Annotated in this window: 13 protein-coding genes; 11 read left to right on the forward strand and 2 right to left on the reverse strand. The window is 37.5% G+C overall.

Features of this window, described 5'->3' with window-relative positions:
- Window positions 1-16: 16 nt before the first annotated feature.
- The 6 genes from EDF66_RS08865 (at window position 17) to EDF66_RS08890 (ending at window position 8,518) form a co-directional block, all read left to right on the forward strand.
- Entirely contained in the window at window positions 17-1,648 is a 1,632-nt protein-coding gene (locus tag EDF66_RS08865) for a sodium:solute symporter family transporter (RefSeq protein ID WP_132842072.1), read from the forward strand.
- Window positions 1,649-1,680: 32 nt separating this feature from the next.
- Complete coding sequence (locus EDF66_RS08870; RefSeq protein WP_132770214.1) at window positions 1,681-2,388, forward strand: RraA family protein; 708 nt, start codon at window positions 1,681-1,683, stop codon at window positions 2,386-2,388.
- 86 nt (window positions 2,389-2,474) lie between these two features.
- Window positions 2,475-5,375, forward strand: coding sequence for a glycoside hydrolase family 2 protein (locus EDF66_RS08875; protein ID WP_132842073.1), 2,901 nt, complete (start codon window positions 2,475-2,477; stop codon window positions 5,373-5,375).
- Between the two features lie 160 nt (window positions 5,376-5,535).
- Entirely contained in the window at window positions 5,536-6,702 is a 1,167-nt protein-coding gene (locus EDF66_RS08880; RefSeq protein WP_132770210.1) for a mandelate racemase/muconate lactonizing enzyme family protein, read from the forward strand.
- Window positions 6,703-6,710: 8 nt separating this feature from the next.
- Entirely contained in the window at window positions 6,711-7,499 is a 789-nt protein-coding gene (locus tag EDF66_RS08885) for an SDR family NAD(P)-dependent oxidoreductase (protein WP_132842074.1), read from the forward strand.
- Window positions 7,500-7,678: 179 nt separating this feature from the next.
- Entirely contained in the window at window positions 7,679-8,518 is an 840-nt protein-coding gene (locus EDF66_RS08890; RefSeq protein WP_132842075.1) for an SMP-30/gluconolactonase/LRE family protein, read from the forward strand.
- Window positions 8,519-8,589: 71 nt separating this feature from the next.
- Here EDF66_RS08890 and EDF66_RS08895 read toward each other — a convergent pair whose 3' ends face one another.
- A complete protein-coding gene (locus EDF66_RS08895) occupies window positions 8,590-9,501 on the reverse strand; it encodes an AraC family transcriptional regulator (RefSeq protein ID WP_132842076.1) in 912 nt (303 codons plus the stop codon).
- 291 nt (window positions 9,502-9,792) lie between these two features.
- Here EDF66_RS08895 and EDF66_RS08900 point away from each other — a divergent pair, with 291 nt between their 5' ends.
- The 5 genes from EDF66_RS08900 to EDF66_RS08920 all read left to right on the forward strand — a co-directional run bounded on the left by EDF66_RS08900 (window position 9,793) and on the right by EDF66_RS08920 (window position 14,914).
- Entirely contained in the window at window positions 9,793-10,701 is a 909-nt protein-coding gene (locus EDF66_RS08900; protein ID WP_132842077.1) for an AraC family transcriptional regulator, read from the forward strand.
- A gap of 66 nt (window positions 10,702-10,767) precedes the next feature.
- A complete protein-coding gene (locus EDF66_RS08905; protein ID WP_132842078.1) occupies window positions 10,768-12,078 on the forward strand; it encodes a sugar porter family MFS transporter in 1,311 nt (436 codons plus the stop codon).
- 115 nt (window positions 12,079-12,193) lie between these two features.
- Window positions 12,194-12,982, forward strand: coding sequence for an SDR family NAD(P)-dependent oxidoreductase (locus EDF66_RS08910; RefSeq protein ID WP_132842080.1), 789 nt, complete (start codon window positions 12,194-12,196; stop codon window positions 12,980-12,982).
- A 3-nt stretch (window positions 12,983-12,985) separates the two neighbouring features.
- Entirely contained in the window at window positions 12,986-14,134 is a 1,149-nt protein-coding gene (gene dgoD, locus EDF66_RS08915; RefSeq protein ID WP_132842081.1) for a galactonate dehydratase, read from the forward strand.
- An 18-nt stretch (window positions 14,135-14,152) separates the two neighbouring features.
- Window positions 14,153-14,914, forward strand: coding sequence for an HpcH/HpaI aldolase family protein (locus EDF66_RS08920; RefSeq protein WP_132842082.1), 762 nt, complete (start codon window positions 14,153-14,155; stop codon window positions 14,912-14,914).
- 83 nt (window positions 14,915-14,997) lie between these two features.
- On the opposite strand, the gene EDF66_RS08925 is transcribed toward EDF66_RS08920, so the two are convergent.
- Window positions 14,998-15,801, reverse strand: a complete 804-nt coding sequence (locus EDF66_RS08925) for a hypothetical protein (RefSeq protein ID WP_132842084.1) — start codon at window positions 15,799-15,801, stop codon at window positions 14,998-15,000.
- Window positions 15,802-15,811: the final 10 nt, after the last annotated feature.

The following is a 15,811-nucleotide window of genomic DNA, read 5'->3' on the forward strand; positions in this document are numbered from 1 at the left end:
ATAAAATTATCTACATATGTTAACTTGGATTGATCAATTGATTTATGTTCTGTACTTCATTCTTGTGGGTGGATATGGATATTATATCTATAAGAAAAAGGAGACGTCTGGCTCTTTAAGTCATGATTTTTTCCTCGCAGAGGGATCATTAGCATGGTGGGCGATTGGAGCGTCCATCATTGCTTCTAATATATCTGCAGAACAGTTTATTGGGATGTCCGGCTCCGGATTTGCCTTGGGTATTGCAATTGCTTCTTACGAATGGATGGCAGCCCTAGGATTGATCATTGTCGCGATATTCTTCTTGCCCATTTATCTGAGGAACAAGATTTATACGATGCCTGAATTTCTGAGGAAGCGGTTTGATAACCGGGTGAGTATGATCATGGCTGTGTTTTGGGTGCTGGTATATGTTTTTGTTAATCTCACTTCGATCCTATATTTGGGAGCTTTGGCAATACATGCAATTGCGGATATTCCATTTGTGTGGTGTATCTGGATTTTGGCCATATTGGCTGGGTTTATTGCATTAGGAGGAATGAAAGTCATTGGTTATACGGATGTAGTACAGGTAGTCCTGTTAATTATCGGTGGCTTGACCACAACTTATATTGCGCTTAGTTTAGTTGCAGATGCTGAAGGATTGTCAGGGTGGTGGAATGGCTTGAAAGTATTGAAAGCAGAGGTGCCTTCTCATTTTCATCTTTTTATTGAAAAAGGACAATTGACTAAACCTGATGGTGGTGATGCTTACATGGATCTACCGGGGTGGTCGGTACTTATAGGTGGTATGTGGATTATGAATCTTTCTTATTGGGGTTGTAATCAGTATATAACGCAACGGGCATTAGGAGCTAAAAATCTAGCCACTGCGCAACAGGGTATGTTGTTTGCCGCATTTATGAAATTACTGATGCCTTTGATTGTCGTTTTACCAGGTATTGCTGCATTTTATCTATATCAGAGTGGGAATAATCCGCTATTTCAAAACGGTATGATGGACGGAGATATCGTTAAGCCTGATAAAGCGTATCCATTACTGTTATCGATTTTGCCTACTGGATTTAAAGGAATGGCTTTTGCCGCATTGACGGCAGCTATTGTGGCTTCATTGGCTGGGAAAGTGAATAGTATTGCTACAATTGTATCGCTGGATATTTATAAAAATACGCAAACCAAATCGATTGAAGAGTCTTTTTTAGTCAAATTGGGTAAAATCTCGGTTGTAGTTTCGCTATTTATTGGAGCTGCATTAGCACCATTATTAAGTAATCTAGATCAAGGGTTTCAATTTATTCAAGAATTTACCGGCTTTATAACACCTGGTGTACTGGCTATTTTCTTAATGGGTATTTTAACAAAATGGACAACTTCTAACGCCGCTATTGGTGGAGCGCTATCGACTTTCTTTTATTCGATTTTGTTTAAAAATGTATGGTTGGATCAGATGCCTTTTATGAATCGTATTCTTGTGGTTTTTGTCTTTACAGTGATCACGATGACGGTCATTAGTGTCTTTGATAAGAAAAGAAAAAATCAGCAGGCATTGATCTTGGAGAAGGAAATGTTTGTGGTGTCAGATTTGTTTAAAGTGGTTAGTTTGTTAATTATAGGCGTGTTGACCGCCTTGTATATCGTTTTTTGGTAATCAATAATAATAGCAATAATAAAAAATATAAAATGGAGACAAATTTGCAAGTAGAGTGGAACAATGATAAGGAATTATTCGCGCTGATCCGCAGAGAATTATTTACAGCAGTCATTGGTGATATTATGGATAAGATGGGGATGTACCATCAGTTTTTACCACCAAATATCCGTTCCATTCGTGACGATATGTTTGTTGTAGGAAGAGCAATGACTGTATTGGAAGCCGATGTAAGTTCATTGGGAGAGTCAACATCTAAAAATCCGGTTCTAGCTAAAACCTTTGGTTATATGCTGGAAGCTTTGGATGATCTTAAAGAGGATGAAATCTATATTTGTAGTGGTTCATCACCGAGCTATGCACTATGGGGCGAGATTATGAGTGCACGAGCAAAAATGCTGGGTGCTGCAGGTGCTATTGTAAATGGCTATTCTAGAGATACGAATGGTATATTAGCACTAGATTTCCCTTGTTTCTCAATGGGTAATTATGCACAGGATCAAGCTCCTCGTGGTAAGGTGATTGATTGGAGAGTGCCAATATGCATCAACAATATTATGATTCAAGATGGAGATATTTTAATCGGAGATATTGATGGTGTTTGTTTGGTGCCGAAGGAGCATGAAGTCGAAGTTTTTACTCGGGCATTGGAAAAAGCTCGAAGTGAAAAAGTTGTTCTGAAAAAGGTTTTAGAGGGTATGGGTGCTAAGGAAGCTTTTGATACCTATGGTATCATGTAATAAGCTTTTTGTTACTCATCAAAGATCGATTTTTCTAAAATTATACATAAACCGAGCGTGTGAGCTCAAGATGTAATGTTATTCCGATGAATATAAAAAAGATTAACGCAGTAATGGTTGTGCTGCTACTGGGGTTTGGACACTTGGGTCTAGCGCAGCAAAGTGCTAACATAAAAATACTTTCTCCTTTACCTGCGAAGGTGGAAGGTATCGATCAACCGCAGATCTCATTAAATGGAGTATGGTCCTTTCGGGTTGAAAATGGAAAACCTGCGACTATAAAAGTTCCTGGTGAATGGGAAATGCAAGGATATGAGGTTAAAGCGGGTGAAAAAGCGGTTTATGAAAAACAGATTTCTATTCCCGAATCTTGGAAAGGTAAACGTATTGCTCTAAAATTTGATGCTGTTAGTTCAAATGCTGTGGTGAAAATGAATGGGCAATATATAGGAGAACATGAAGGAGGTTTTGTTGCTTTTGAAATGGATGTTACGAAAGCAGTGAAGTCTGGTACTAACGTCTTGACTGTTGAGGTACGTGCCAATACGATCAGTGATATTCTTTCGTGTGTGTCCCAGTACGCAGCGCATACGGTTGGCGGTATTTTGAGGAAAGTGACTTTATTTGCGCTTCCTGAGACTCATGTTGCTGATTTAGATGTGGAGGTTAAATTTGATCCTAAATATCAAGATGCTAAACTTCATTTGCAGGCACTTGTGGCTAATAACACATCCGGAAATCAAGATCTAGCTATTCAATATACGCTAAAAGATAAAAGTGGTAAAACTGTTTTTGAAAAGAAAACAGCTAAAAAATCGGCGACAGGAAATCAGACAATACCGTTTGATCTGGATATTCAGGTATCAAAGCCTAAGCATTGGACTGCTGAAAGTCCGTATTTGTATGAATTGACTACTTCATTGTTGAATGGAACTCAAGTGGTACAATCGAATATACAAAAAGTTGGTTTCCGTGACATTAAGATTCGAGGTAATGAACTTTTGGTTAATGGTCGTCCGGTTAAGTTGAAAGGGGTAAACCGTCATGCTGTACATCCGTTAATGGGTAGAGCATCTGATCCAGTTTTGGATAGAAAAGATGTTGAAGTATTTTTAGCGGGTAATCTCAACTATATCCGTACTTCCCACTACCCACCTTCGGAAGAGTTTTTAAATGCGGCAGATGAACTGGGCTTGTATGTTGAAAGTGAATCGGCTCTAAACTGGATACAGCACCACGCTTCACCTATCTGGCGTCATTGGAATTATCAAGATCCGAAATTTTTGCCTACAATGCTACGTGCAAATATGGATAATGTCGTGAGTAATAGAAAGCATCCATCTATCATCTTCTGGTCATTGGGTAATGAGTCTAGGTGGAGTGACTTATGGGCTGAAGTAAATAAGACCGTAAAAGCGTTGGATAAAACCCGACCTACTGTATTTCATGATCAAACTTGGGGAAGTTTTAACAATGCTGGTAGTAAAGCTGATATTGCTAATTATCACTATCCTGGAATCAATGGACCAAAGGCTACAGATACAATGAGCAGACCTACTTTGTTTGGTGAATACGCCCATTTATCGGATTATAATAGAAGAGAACTATTGACGGACCCAGGGGTAAGAGATGCATTTAATGCACCAATGGTCACTTATTTTGACTCGATGTATGTTCATAAAGGGAATTTGGGCGGAGCAATTTGGAGTGGTATTGATGATACTTTCCATATGCCGGATGGACGAATTGTAGGTTATGGACCTTGGGGACCAATTGATGGCTGGAGAAGAGAAAAACCAGAATATTTTGGGATGAAAAAAGCCTATTCTCCAGTACGTATTTCTAATTTGAAAAGTAATTCCAATAATATCACCTTCGATGTTGAAAATCGTTATGATTTCCGTTCATTAAAAGATGTGGAAATAAAAGTGATGGTTGATGGTAAATTAATTCCGGTAACTTCTAATCTGCAAGCTCGTTCAGCAGGTAAACTTGTTGTCCCAAATGCTTCGGGTGTATTCAATAAGGTTGAAATTATCGTCAATGATGATCGTGGTTTTGAGGTTGAACATGAGATTTTTGAAACGCCAAAAGTAGTAACAGTAAATGGAACAGCTAAAGCGTTAGCTTTGAAACAGGATTCGGCATTTGTTTATATTACCCAAGGAGATGTTGTGTATACCATCAGCAAAACTTATGGATTAATGACTGCTGCTAGAACTTCTGGTGAACAAGTCCTTTCCAAAGGACCATCTGTGGCGATTATCGCTGCAAATGCTGAGGATGGTGGAAAACCAAATGTAGCAGGGGAGACGTATCAAAATAATATATACCCGATCAAGCATTATGAGCAATACACTTTGTTTGCTACACAGGTACAGGCTCGGGATGATAAAGATAGTATCGTTGTCGATTTGGATCTGACGTATCAACAAGGTACAGGTAAACAACAGTTCATTTTTACAAAAGAAGGTCTGTTTAAAACAAACTATGAGATGAATTATCAGGCTGGTGAAGTTTCTGTTTATCAATATGGTTTAATGTTAGAACTACCTTTGCACTATGATGAACTTAAATGGTCTAGAAAAGGAGATTTCTCTTATTATCCAGAAAATCATATTGGTCGTAATAATGGTGTAGCGAAGTTAAATGCGAACAACGTATATGAGGTTGAAGCGCATGGCGAGCCGGTTGCGAAAGCTTGGAAAGATGATGCAAATACGATGGGATCAAATGATTTTAGGTCTACAAAGGCTAGGGTGATAACCGCTTCTTTAACGACTGTTGATCGTAAACAGGTGAATCTATTAGCTACAGGCAAGCAAGCTTCCCGTACCTGGAAACAGGATGAACATATTCAATGGTTAGTTGCTGATTATACAAATAGCGGTTCTGAGCCCTTTTATGGAAGTCCCTTTACAGACGGTCGGATTACGCTTAAAAAAGGTGATGTGATAAAAGGTAGTATGATCTTACAGATTGATTAATACGTAACTTTATATAGAAAAATAGGCATAAACTCTCTTTAGAAGAGTTTATGCCTAAATGAATGAAAATGGACTAGTTTTATAGTTCTTAAAAATTAAGAAAAGTGTAACGAGCTGAGGATGTCGTTGAAAAAAATAGACTCATAAATAATATATTCAAATGAAAATAGTTGATGTAAAAGTCTGGTTGGTAGAGGGAGTAAAATACAACTGGACACTATTAAAAATTTATACGGATACAGGTCATACTGGTGTTGGGGAAGCAACAAATTGGCCAGGAAGTCCTTTGGTGTTTGAAGCAGCAAAACATGTAGGTCAGCGTATAATCGGTTTAGATCCGATGCGGACTGACTTTATATGGACAAAGCTCTACCGCGATTTAAATTGGGTTGGTCCCTACGGTGCTAGTATGTGTGCCATCAGTGGAATAGATATGGCGCTCTTGGATTTAAAAGCTAAAGTGTTAGGAGTGCCTTGTTACGAATTGTTGGGAGGCGCTTTCCGTAAAGATATTTTGCTTTATGCTAATTATTGGTTCACTGGTGGTGGACATAATGGCGAAGATTATGCCGCACAAGCGCTTAAAGTAAAAGAAGCTGGTTTTACCGGCCTTAAATTTGATCCATTTGCGCATACTAATTATTTATATGGAGAAGATCTTGCTCCTAATTTAACCTTGACTTCGGAGCAACAGGATTTAGCATTTAATGTGAGTAAAGCTGTACGTGATGCCGTTGGTCCTGATTTTGATATTATGATCGAGACACATGCGATGTTGAATTATCGGGTTGCAGTGAAGATGGCACAACGCCTATCAGCATTAGATATTACCTGGTATGAAGAACCTGCAGGTCCGGAAAGTGCGGATACTTTACGAGCTATGCGTGAACGGATTCCTTCAAACGTATCTATTTGTGTCGGTGAACGTCACTATACAAGACATGGTATCCGACCTGTTTTAGAAAAAAATATCTGTGATATTATGATGCCCGATATTACCCGTTGTGGAGGACCATCCGAAATGAAGCGTATGGCAACGATGATGGAGGCTTATAATGTTTTGTTAGCGCCACACAATCCAAATGGACCTTTGTCGACATTGGCAAGCGCACATGTATGTGCTTCTGTTCCTAACTTCTTTAGACAGGAATTTATGTTTAACGATGTTGCTTGGAGAGATACTGTTATCGATCATCCAATTGCGGATATGGTTCAAAATGGTGTTCTATCTTTAAGTGACAGACCTGGACTGGGAGTGGATCTTGTAGAAGAGGAAATGGAAAAACATCCAGGAATATTAGAACCAAGACCTGGATTTTACGTTTAATAGTTACGATGGCATTATCAATTGATTTAAAAGGGAAGACTGTATTAGTCACGGGAGGGATATCTGGTATTGGACTTGGTACTTCTATCCTATTTGCTCAAGCCGGAGCTCGCGTTATTGTATGCGCAGAGCAACCTGCTGATGGAGTGCAGGTACAATACTATCGACAACAGATGAAGGTCTATACTGATGATGCAATTTATTATCAGGTGGATTTAACCAAGGCTATAGAGATTCAACTGTTCGCAGATGAGTTGGTTCAAAGTTATGGAAAACTTGATGTGGTCGTTTCTAATGCAGGAATGAATGTGTTTGATACTGTTGAAAACTGTGATCAGGAAAAATGGGATCTCAATCAACATCTTAATCTTGAATCACACTGGCAGGTGGGAAAAAAAATGAAACCATTACTAGATCAAGCTGATCAAGGTGTTTTTATTATCATGACATCTAATCATGCTTATTCTTCTATGAAAGGTTGTTTTCCATACAATGTAGCTAAAGCAGGGTTATTGGCTATGGTGAAGGCCATGGCTATTGAATGGGCTCCTCATATTCGTACTGTAGGTATTGCTCCTGGTTTTATTGATACACCTGGAAATCAAAAATGGTTTGATTCTTTCGATGATGCGGACAAAGCAAGAGCTTCTACCGTTGCGCTTCATCCTGTGAAACGTTTAGGAACCCCTGAGGAAATCGGTGCTTGGTGTGTGTTTTTAGCGAGCGATTATGCAGCGTTTGCGAATGGAACGACCTACCTTATTGATGGTGGCAGAAGTGCTTTGATGCAAGACTAAGGGAACGGTTGGAATGCATAAGATTATACATCTTTATGATATTTTAGTATATGGTAAAGGATTGGATAAGATGGTAGTTTTACTCATCTGATCCAATCCTTTTACGTTTAATCGGATTTAAGATAACACCATCTAAGTGATAAACTGAGTTTAGTAAACTCAAACATAATTATATTCTAATGAAAAATGCACAATTATTGGTCAAATCAACCTGTCAATTAGGAGAAAGTATTTTATGGGATAAGCGTAATGCTAGTATCTATTGGGTTGACATCTTAGGTAAACAAATTTATAAACATAAGTTTGGTGGTGAACAGACGAGTATCTGGAATTTGGATGACTATGTCAGTAAAATTGTATTGAATGATCGTCACGGTTTTATCTTAGGCATGCAGGGGATGTTGGCATCTTGGGAAGAAGCTACAAATATAGTAAAACCTATTATTGATATTCCACACGAGAATGGTCAGATCCGAACAAACGATGGTGGCCTGGATCCGGACGGTAATTTTTGGATCGGAACAATGCATATGGATGCCATTTCTGGGCGTGGAAAGTTATATTGTTATAAAGATCAAAAACTGCATGTCATGCTTGATGCGGTCTCTATACCTAATGGAATTGTATGGAGCGGGAAATTACCCTATACTTATTTTATTGATACTTTTACTAATGAAATACGTCGGTATGATTTTACAAAAGATACTAATGAAACTGCTCATTATGATGTGTTGGTTAAAATTCCATCGGAATACGGTTCTCCGGATGGTATGTGTATAGGTCCTGATGGAAACTTGTGGGTTGCCCATTGGGGAGGGTACGGCGTATACTGTTGGGATATAAATACAGGAAAGCTTTTAGATAGAATATATGTTGATGCACCCCATGTTACTTCTTGTGTTTTTGGCGGACCTAATAATCAAGATTTGTTTATTTCAACGGCAAAAGTAGGACTAGACGAACAGCAACTTTTGAAATACCCTAATAGTGGTTCGGTGTTTCATTATAAAATTTCATAATAAAAAATGAATGCGACTTATCATACTCTATGAAAGTGTGATAAGTTGTATTTCGTTTTATCAATCAATGCTTATTGATTGATTTGCTCGGTCGGTATGTAGTATTGCTGACGATAAATTTTGGGAGTGATACCCATTTCTTTGTTAAAACTTCTTGAAAAATGATAAGGATCAAAATACCCTAACTTAAAAGCGATTTCTTTTATTTTATAGGATGAATATTTTAGATATTGACATGCTTGTTCGAGTCGGATCCGATTATAATAGGTCATTGGTGAGCTATTCATCTTTTCTGTAAAAAGTCGTGTAAGATGTGAAGACGAATAACCTATCAAGTTAGATAATTCCTGAAGTGTTAGCTTTTTTTCTAAATTTTCTTTCATAATTGCAATGCACTTATTCATGATATTTTCGCTATTCAGACGACTATTACGAAGATATTGCTCTTGATACTTTAAGGATGCTAAGAAGTAAAGAAGTGTAAAACTAATATAATCCAATGTCTCTGCATGATAACCAAATTTCAAATTTTCATAAATATTATGAAAAAGATCTAGGCTGTGTTTTTTGCTCTGTGACCCTGTGTTTTTTAAAGAAAGTGGCTTGCCCTTTAAAGAATGAACCAATCCGTTGTCTTCTCCTTTGAAATGTAACCAATAAATGCTCCATGGATTACTATCTTTACTCCCGTAGCTATGTGGCTCGCCTGCAGGTATAAGGTAATAGGTATCCGCTGATAAATGTACTGTTCTATTTTCATGTGTTACCCATCCCATACCCTCCGAACAATAGATGAGAATATGTTCGTTGCATCCCTGATCTCTGTTTCTAAGATGATACCTAGCTTCAGGATAATAGCCAATATGGGTAATAAATAGATTTTTTTTAGCTGGTAGCAGTTTCTGCATTTGTAGAATATCCAATGGTAATGCTATCGCTTCTTCTCCTTTAAATCCTTCAGAAATAGAAATTTTTTTAGTCATAATTAGTCGGATTGTTTTCGATGGTTATAACATGTCTTTACAATTTAAACTAGAGGTACAAGCTATTTTATGAATAATTTTCAAATCTTCAATATGCAATTTTGAAGCGCTTAAATCTATATTTTCATCATAATAGGGTCCCTAGTTATAAAGGTGTATTTATTAGGGATTATTGTTACCTTTGGTAATATGCTTATAATCGTTTTGCTTTACCAAAGATAATGTTGGTTTAACATGAATAGATAGCGTAAATTTTCATTTACATGGATTATTTTCTTTTATAAATTTGAAATGAAGAAATTTGAAAATAAAAAAGATGGCTTTGATGGCGAGGTGTGCGTTGTCGTTCCCCCAATTGTTGTTAAACAGAATAGTTTGGAAAAAATTTCTGGTAATTTTTACATTACAGATATTGGTTATTTTCCAAAAGCAAGGTTTCATTATCGCCAACGAGAAGAAGGATGTATGCAACATATTCTGATCCATTGCGTGGATGGGAGAGGAGAAGTTTCTATTGGCAACGACTTATACCATATCCAGGCGAATGAATATATTTTAATTCCGGCCAATACTGCACATACCTACCAAGCGGATCATAATAATCCATGGACAATTTACTGGATACATTTTAACGGTAGAAATGCGACAGATATTGTTAACGGAATATATAAGAATGTTTTGCTTAACAAAAATTCATTTGTCTTTGGAGAGGAAATGAAATCTATTTTTGAGAAGATGTATACATTACTTTTAAAAGGATATGGTCGTGAGATTATGGAATGTCTAACGATGACTTTACCTTATTTTTTAAGTGGATATCTTCATCGTGAGATTTCTAGTAATTGGCAACTGGAGAATAAAGGGGATATTATAAATAGCTCCATCTTATACCTTAAAACTAATTTTAGTACAAAAATTAGTTTAAAAGATATTGCTGCTAATAGTAATCTTTCTGTTTCACATTTTTCAAAGCTCTTTAAAATGCGTACTGGTTATTCTCCGATTGAATATCTGAATCACCTTAAAGTACAGAAAGCCTGTTATATGTTGCAGTTTTCGGATAGCAGGATATCGGAGATTTCATTCGATCTCGGTTTTGAGGATCAATATTATTTTTCAAGACTTTTTAAAGATCATATGGGTGTATCGCCTTCTCACTATCGTAACAGTGTTAAATTGGATGAGAATATAATCCATTAATTCACACGAATTATACATCCTTAAGTTTGTATCTCTTTCTAATTTAGTCATTCTAAAACCAAGTTTATGAATGCTAGAGAAAGTAAGGTATTATTATATAGTTTGATTGCCTCTTTAGGAGGCCTGCTGTTTGGCTTTGATATTGCCATCTTTTCGGGGACTATACCTTTTATTGTGCCACATTTTAACCTTGAACCTGATCAGTTGGGCTGGGTGGCAAGTTGTTTGTACGTTGGTTGTATCTTTGGGGCTATGGCCTTTGGAAGAATCGCACAGCGATTAGGAAGAAAGCCTTCTTTAATTCTAGTATCCCTCATTTTTATTGTATCATCTATTTTCATGGGAATAGCCAATACCGTTGATAGTATTATCTTTTGGCGTATTGTGGCGGGGTTTAGTGTCGGCGGAGCTTCTATTCTGTCACCACTTTATATTGCGGAAATAAGTCCGCAGAAGATCCGTGGTAAAATGGTTTCCTTAAATCAGATGGCTATTGTAATTGGAATTTTGTTGGCATATCTGTCCAATTATTTTCTTTCAGGAATAGAAGGGAATTGGCGATGGATGTTTATAAGTGGTGCAATTCCTGCAACCGCTTTTTTGATCGCATCATTTTTCTTTCCGGAGAGTCCAAAATGGCTGATTTATAAGGGTAGACTTGCCGAAGGTAAACGTATTCTTGAAAATACCGTAGATGAGAAGGAATTGGTTAATGAGCTGGAATATTTACAGAGTCAAAATACGAAGGGAAAAGATTCTATCGGCGCGATCTATCGCTCCATCTTTCAAAAACCACATTCTTTTTTGTTACTGATAGCTATCGTAATCGCTGTTTTTCAGCAAATATCGGGTGCTAATGCGGTCTTGTTTTATGCACCAATTATTTTTGAAAAAGTTGGTATGGACGTTGAAAATCAGTTGTTAATACAGATTTTGATTGGTTCGGTTAATCTGTTGTTCACATTGGTTGCTATTCGAACAGTCGATAAAGTTGGACGAAAAAAACTGATGATGATAGGTGCAGGTACCATGGCAATTTTATTGCTCTTGATTGGGCTTTCTTTCCAAGGTGATTTCATTCCTCAAAAATTTGTAAGTGTACTTGTTCTTCTTTTTATTGGAACATATGCGGCGACATTGGCACCGGTTACCTGGGTTATTATTGCTGAAATTTTTCCATTAAGAATAAGAGAACAGGCCATGTCCATTGCTTCTGCCTTTTTGTGGGTTGCATGTTTCGGAATTACTTATGTTTTTCCAGTCATGATTGCCACATTGACCACATTTCAGACATTTACCATATTCGGTGGTTTATGTGCGATCTATTTCTTATTCCTGTGGCTTTATGTGCCAGAAACTAAAAATAATCGGGTCTAACATCATTGAGATGTTTTAATTGGTGAAAATTTAAACTCCATGAGTTGAAAATGTATTTAGCCTTCAGACGCTAAAGAATTATATAAATATTAATAAACAAGCACACATTATTTTAATGAACGAAGTAAAAGATAAAGTCGTCATCGTCACGGGGGCAGGGAAAGGTATTGGTGAGGGTATTGCAACATACTTCGCTGCATGTGGTGCTAAAGTCGTCATCGCTACCATTAACAATCAGGAAGGTGAAGATCTACAAAAAAAACTGACTGATAAAGGTTATCAGGCTTATGCTGTACAAACTGATGTTTGTTCTGAAGAGAGTGTGATCAATATGATTGCAAAGACAGAACAATTTTTTGGATCGATCGATATATTGATCAACAATGCGGGTATTACGTTGTTTAAATCAATTTTGGAGGCTACAATAGAGGACTGGGATCGTGTTATTAATACGGATTTGAGAGGTGTATTTTTGTGTACTAAGTATGTTGCCCAGAGTATGATAAAGCACGCTAGCCATGGATCAATTATTAACATATCTTCTAATCATGCTTTTAGAACTTTGCCCGATACAGAAATGTATGCAGCAGCTAAAGGCGGGGTCAATGCCATGACAAGAAGTATGGCGCTAAGTCTCGGGAAATATGGAATCAGGGTTAACTGTGTATGTCCCGGGTTTACGGATACTTACCACTATCAAAACTGGTTGGCTGATAAGGATAATCCATCACAAGTCGAGGCTGATGTTGTGAAATTGCATGCAACTGGTAAAATTTCGACACCATTAGATATTGCTCATATGGTTGCGTTTTTAGCTGGTGAAGCAAGTTCTAATATAACAGGTGGTGAATTTATGGTTGATGGAGGATTGACTGCTGGTCTTTATCATGCGGATAAATTTTAATCTATGAAAATAATAGCATACGAGCTTTTTAAAGTACCACCGAGATGGTTGTTTTTAAAAATCGTCACAGACGAAGGGATAATCGGTTGGGGTGAACCTGTTTTAGAAGGTAAAGCGGACACGGTATGTGCTGCTGTGCGTGAGCTTATGGATACACTTATCGGTAAAAATCCGATGGATATTGAAGACCACTGGAATATGATGTATCGAGGTGGGTTTTACCGTGGGGGGCCTATTCTCATGAGTGCAATAGCAGGCATAGATCAAGCACTTTGGGATATTAAAGGTAAATTTTATAATGCACCAATTTATGAATTACTTGGAGGGAAATGCCGTACTGAGATTGAAGTTTACTCATGGGTAGGTGGCGACGAACCGCAGGTTATTTTGGAGGAAATTCAAAAGGTGGTTGATCTCGGTTTTCGGACGATAAAAATAAATGGCACCAATAGCATGCGCTATTTGGATTCTTATGCTGAAATCGATGCGCTTTTGGAGCGGATGGCTTTGATAAGAGAACGCTTTGGTCATCAGATCAATGTCGGAATTGATTTTCATGGTCGGGTACACAAACCCATGGCTAAAATATTGGTAAAGAAACTGGAAGAGTACAATCCTATATTTATTGAAGAGCCACTGCTTTCTGAAAATATGGAAGGCATAGAGCAATTGGCAAAATTGACTCATATTCCTATTGCGTTGGGAGAGCGGTTATTTTCACGCTGGGATTTTAAGAAAGTATTGGAGAGTCGCGCTGTTGATATTATCCAGCCAGATCTTTCTCATGCTGGAGGGATTACGGAATGTCGGAAAATTGCTTCCATGGCTGAGGCTTATGATGTAGCAATAGCTCCTCATTGTCCTCTAGGACCTATAGCACTTGCTGCCTGTCTGCAATTGGATGCTGTGGCTCACAATGCTGCGATACAGGAGCAGAGTCTAGGTATTCATTACAACACTTCTAACGATCTTCTCGACTATGTCTCGAATAGTGAGGTTTTTTCGTATGAAAGAGGGATGGTAAAGATACCAAGTGGTCCCGGATTAGGTATCACGGTTGATGAAGATTATGTTAAAAAGATGAGCTTGATTGGTCATGACTGGCATAATCCAATATGGAGAAATGAGGATGGTTCAATAGCCGAATGGTAGTTTATAAAGATTAAGATTATGAATTTTGAAGATAAATTGAAAAATAAGGAAGTGGTGATCGGACCCTTTTCTAAGACCTCTGATGCGGGGATGATTGAAGCGATGGGATATGCGGGTTTTGATTTTATAATCATTGATTTGGAACATGGACCTAATGATGTTTTAAACGCGCAAAATTTGGTTCGAGCGGCTGAGATTTCACATACGTTTCCTATTATCCGTGTTGCAGAAAATGGCCCAACGGAGATTGGAAAAGCGCTCGATATTGGTGCAAAGGGAGTGCAAGTTCCACAGATCACAAATGCTTCTGAAGCAAAGCAAGCTGTTCAGTATGCTAAATTTGCACCATTGGGTATGCGGGGTGTGTGCCGCTTTGTACGTGCGGCAGCGTATTCCAATACAGACCGATTTGAGTACTTTAAATCGGCAAATGATAACTATTTGATTTTGCAACTGGAAGGGGCTGAGGCTATTCAAAATGTGGATGAAATTATTGAAGTGGAAGGTGTTGATGTAATTTTTATAGGTCCCTATGATCTGTCTCAGGCTTTGGGTGTGAGCGGTCAGATCAACCATCCTTTGGTACTGGAAAAGATGAAAGTTATTATTGATAAATGTCGGACAAAGGGATTAGCAACCGGTGTATTTACGGATAACTTGAAAGATGCTAAATCGTGGATCCAATTAGGGGTCAATTATATTTCTTATTCTGTAGATGTTGGTATTATTCAAGAAGCTTCGAAAGCGATTTTGCAAGAGCTGACAAGCACGAAGAGATAGCTATATAAATCTCCTTTACCATGAGCTACGTGCTACAGTAAAGGAGATTTTTTCTTCGTTTTTTAAAGATCTATTGTATCGCTTTAATCGATATAAACGATACGCTCCACTGCGGTTCCCAATATGCCTACACCTCCAGTGATATTTCCCTTGTTCGTAAGAACTTCTTCTTCTGAATTACCCTGTTTGATATTTGTATAATTATAATAATATTGATAAAATGTGGGGTCAACAGCTTGAACAATGCCTTTGTATTCGGTATTGTTATTATCTGCGGAGATTTGAAAATCAATGCTTGCTTCAGAGGTTTTCGGTATAAAAAGTTTGGAGTAAGGTATTTGCAGTTCTCTGTATTTTACATTGTCTGTCTGCATACTTTTAGTAGCTATTGTAGCCTCCTGCCAGTCATCTGAATATATTCTTTCTTTGTTGGCCCCTATAGTATAATTTCTCAACATCATTTTTAGGATAAAACACTGAGGTTTTGGGCTTTTAATTGTTAGTGTCATGTCTGACGTTTTTGTGTTTTTTCTTGTAATTTGAGTATTATAGGAAAAGGGGACTTGTACTTTTGCTTGAATTTTTTCTGATGCTACTGAGATATTGAGGGTATAGTTCATTCCATATTCCAGTGCCATTTTGTCATTGACCCAATAGCCATTTTGCTCATGTTGATAAACAATTGTTTTACTTTCATTTTTTAGAGATACTGATGCTTGCTGTATTGCTTGAGGCTTTGTCTGTTGATTTAAATTACCCGTTCTTGAAAGGTGTAATATTGATTTTCCGTTTACAATTAAAAGACCATTTACTGCAATTTTGGTCTGATCTGTTAAAGTAATTTTAGTTTCTTTTTCACAGCCTAAAAGCATGAATGAAAAGATCATGATAGGATAT

This window comes from Sphingobacterium sp. JUb20, assembly GCF_004342035.1.
Classification (GTDB): domain Bacteria; phylum Bacteroidota; class Bacteroidia; order Sphingobacteriales; family Sphingobacteriaceae; genus Sphingobacterium; species Sphingobacterium anhuiense.

Bases quoted from the DNA above. Each gene is read 5' to 3' on its own strand.
- EDF66_RS08865 (WP_132842072.1), top strand. From the start codon at position 17: ATGTTAACTTGGATTGATCAATTGATTTATGTTCTGTACTTCATTCTT.
- EDF66_RS08870 (WP_132770214.1), top strand. From the start codon at position 1,681: ATGGAGACAAATTTGCAAGTAGAGTGGAACAATGATAAGGAATTATTC.
- EDF66_RS08875 (WP_132842073.1), top strand. From the start codon at position 2,475: ATGAATATAAAAAAGATTAACGCAGTAATGGTTGTGCTGCTACTGGGG.
- EDF66_RS08880 (WP_132770210.1), top strand. From the start codon at position 5,536: ATGAAAATAGTTGATGTAAAAGTCTGGTTGGTAGAGGGAGTAAAATAC.
- EDF66_RS08885 (WP_132842074.1), top strand. From the start codon at position 6,711: ATGGCATTATCAATTGATTTAAAAGGGAAGACTGTATTAGTCACGGGA.
- EDF66_RS08890 (WP_132842075.1), top strand. From the start codon at position 7,679: ATGAAAAATGCACAATTATTGGTCAAATCAACCTGTCAATTAGGAGAA.
- EDF66_RS08895 (WP_132842076.1), bottom strand. From the start codon at position 9,501: ATGACTAAAAAAATTTCTATTTCTGAAGGATTTAAAGGAGAAGAAGCG.
- EDF66_RS08900 (WP_132842077.1), top strand. From the start codon at position 9,793: ATGAAGAAATTTGAAAATAAAAAAGATGGCTTTGATGGCGAGGTGTGC.
- EDF66_RS08905 (WP_132842078.1), top strand. From the start codon at position 10,768: ATGAATGCTAGAGAAAGTAAGGTATTATTATATAGTTTGATTGCCTCT.
- EDF66_RS08910 (WP_132842080.1), top strand. From the start codon at position 12,194: ATGAACGAAGTAAAAGATAAAGTCGTCATCGTCACGGGGGCAGGGAAA.
- dgoD (WP_132842081.1), top strand. From the start codon at position 12,986: ATGAAAATAATAGCATACGAGCTTTTTAAAGTACCACCGAGATGGTTG.
- EDF66_RS08920 (WP_132842082.1), top strand. From the start codon at position 14,153: ATGAATTTTGAAGATAAATTGAAAAATAAGGAAGTGGTGATCGGACCC.
- EDF66_RS08925 (WP_132842084.1), bottom strand. From the start codon at position 15,801: ATGATCTTTTCATTCATGCTTTTAGGCTGTGAAAAAGAAACTAAAATT.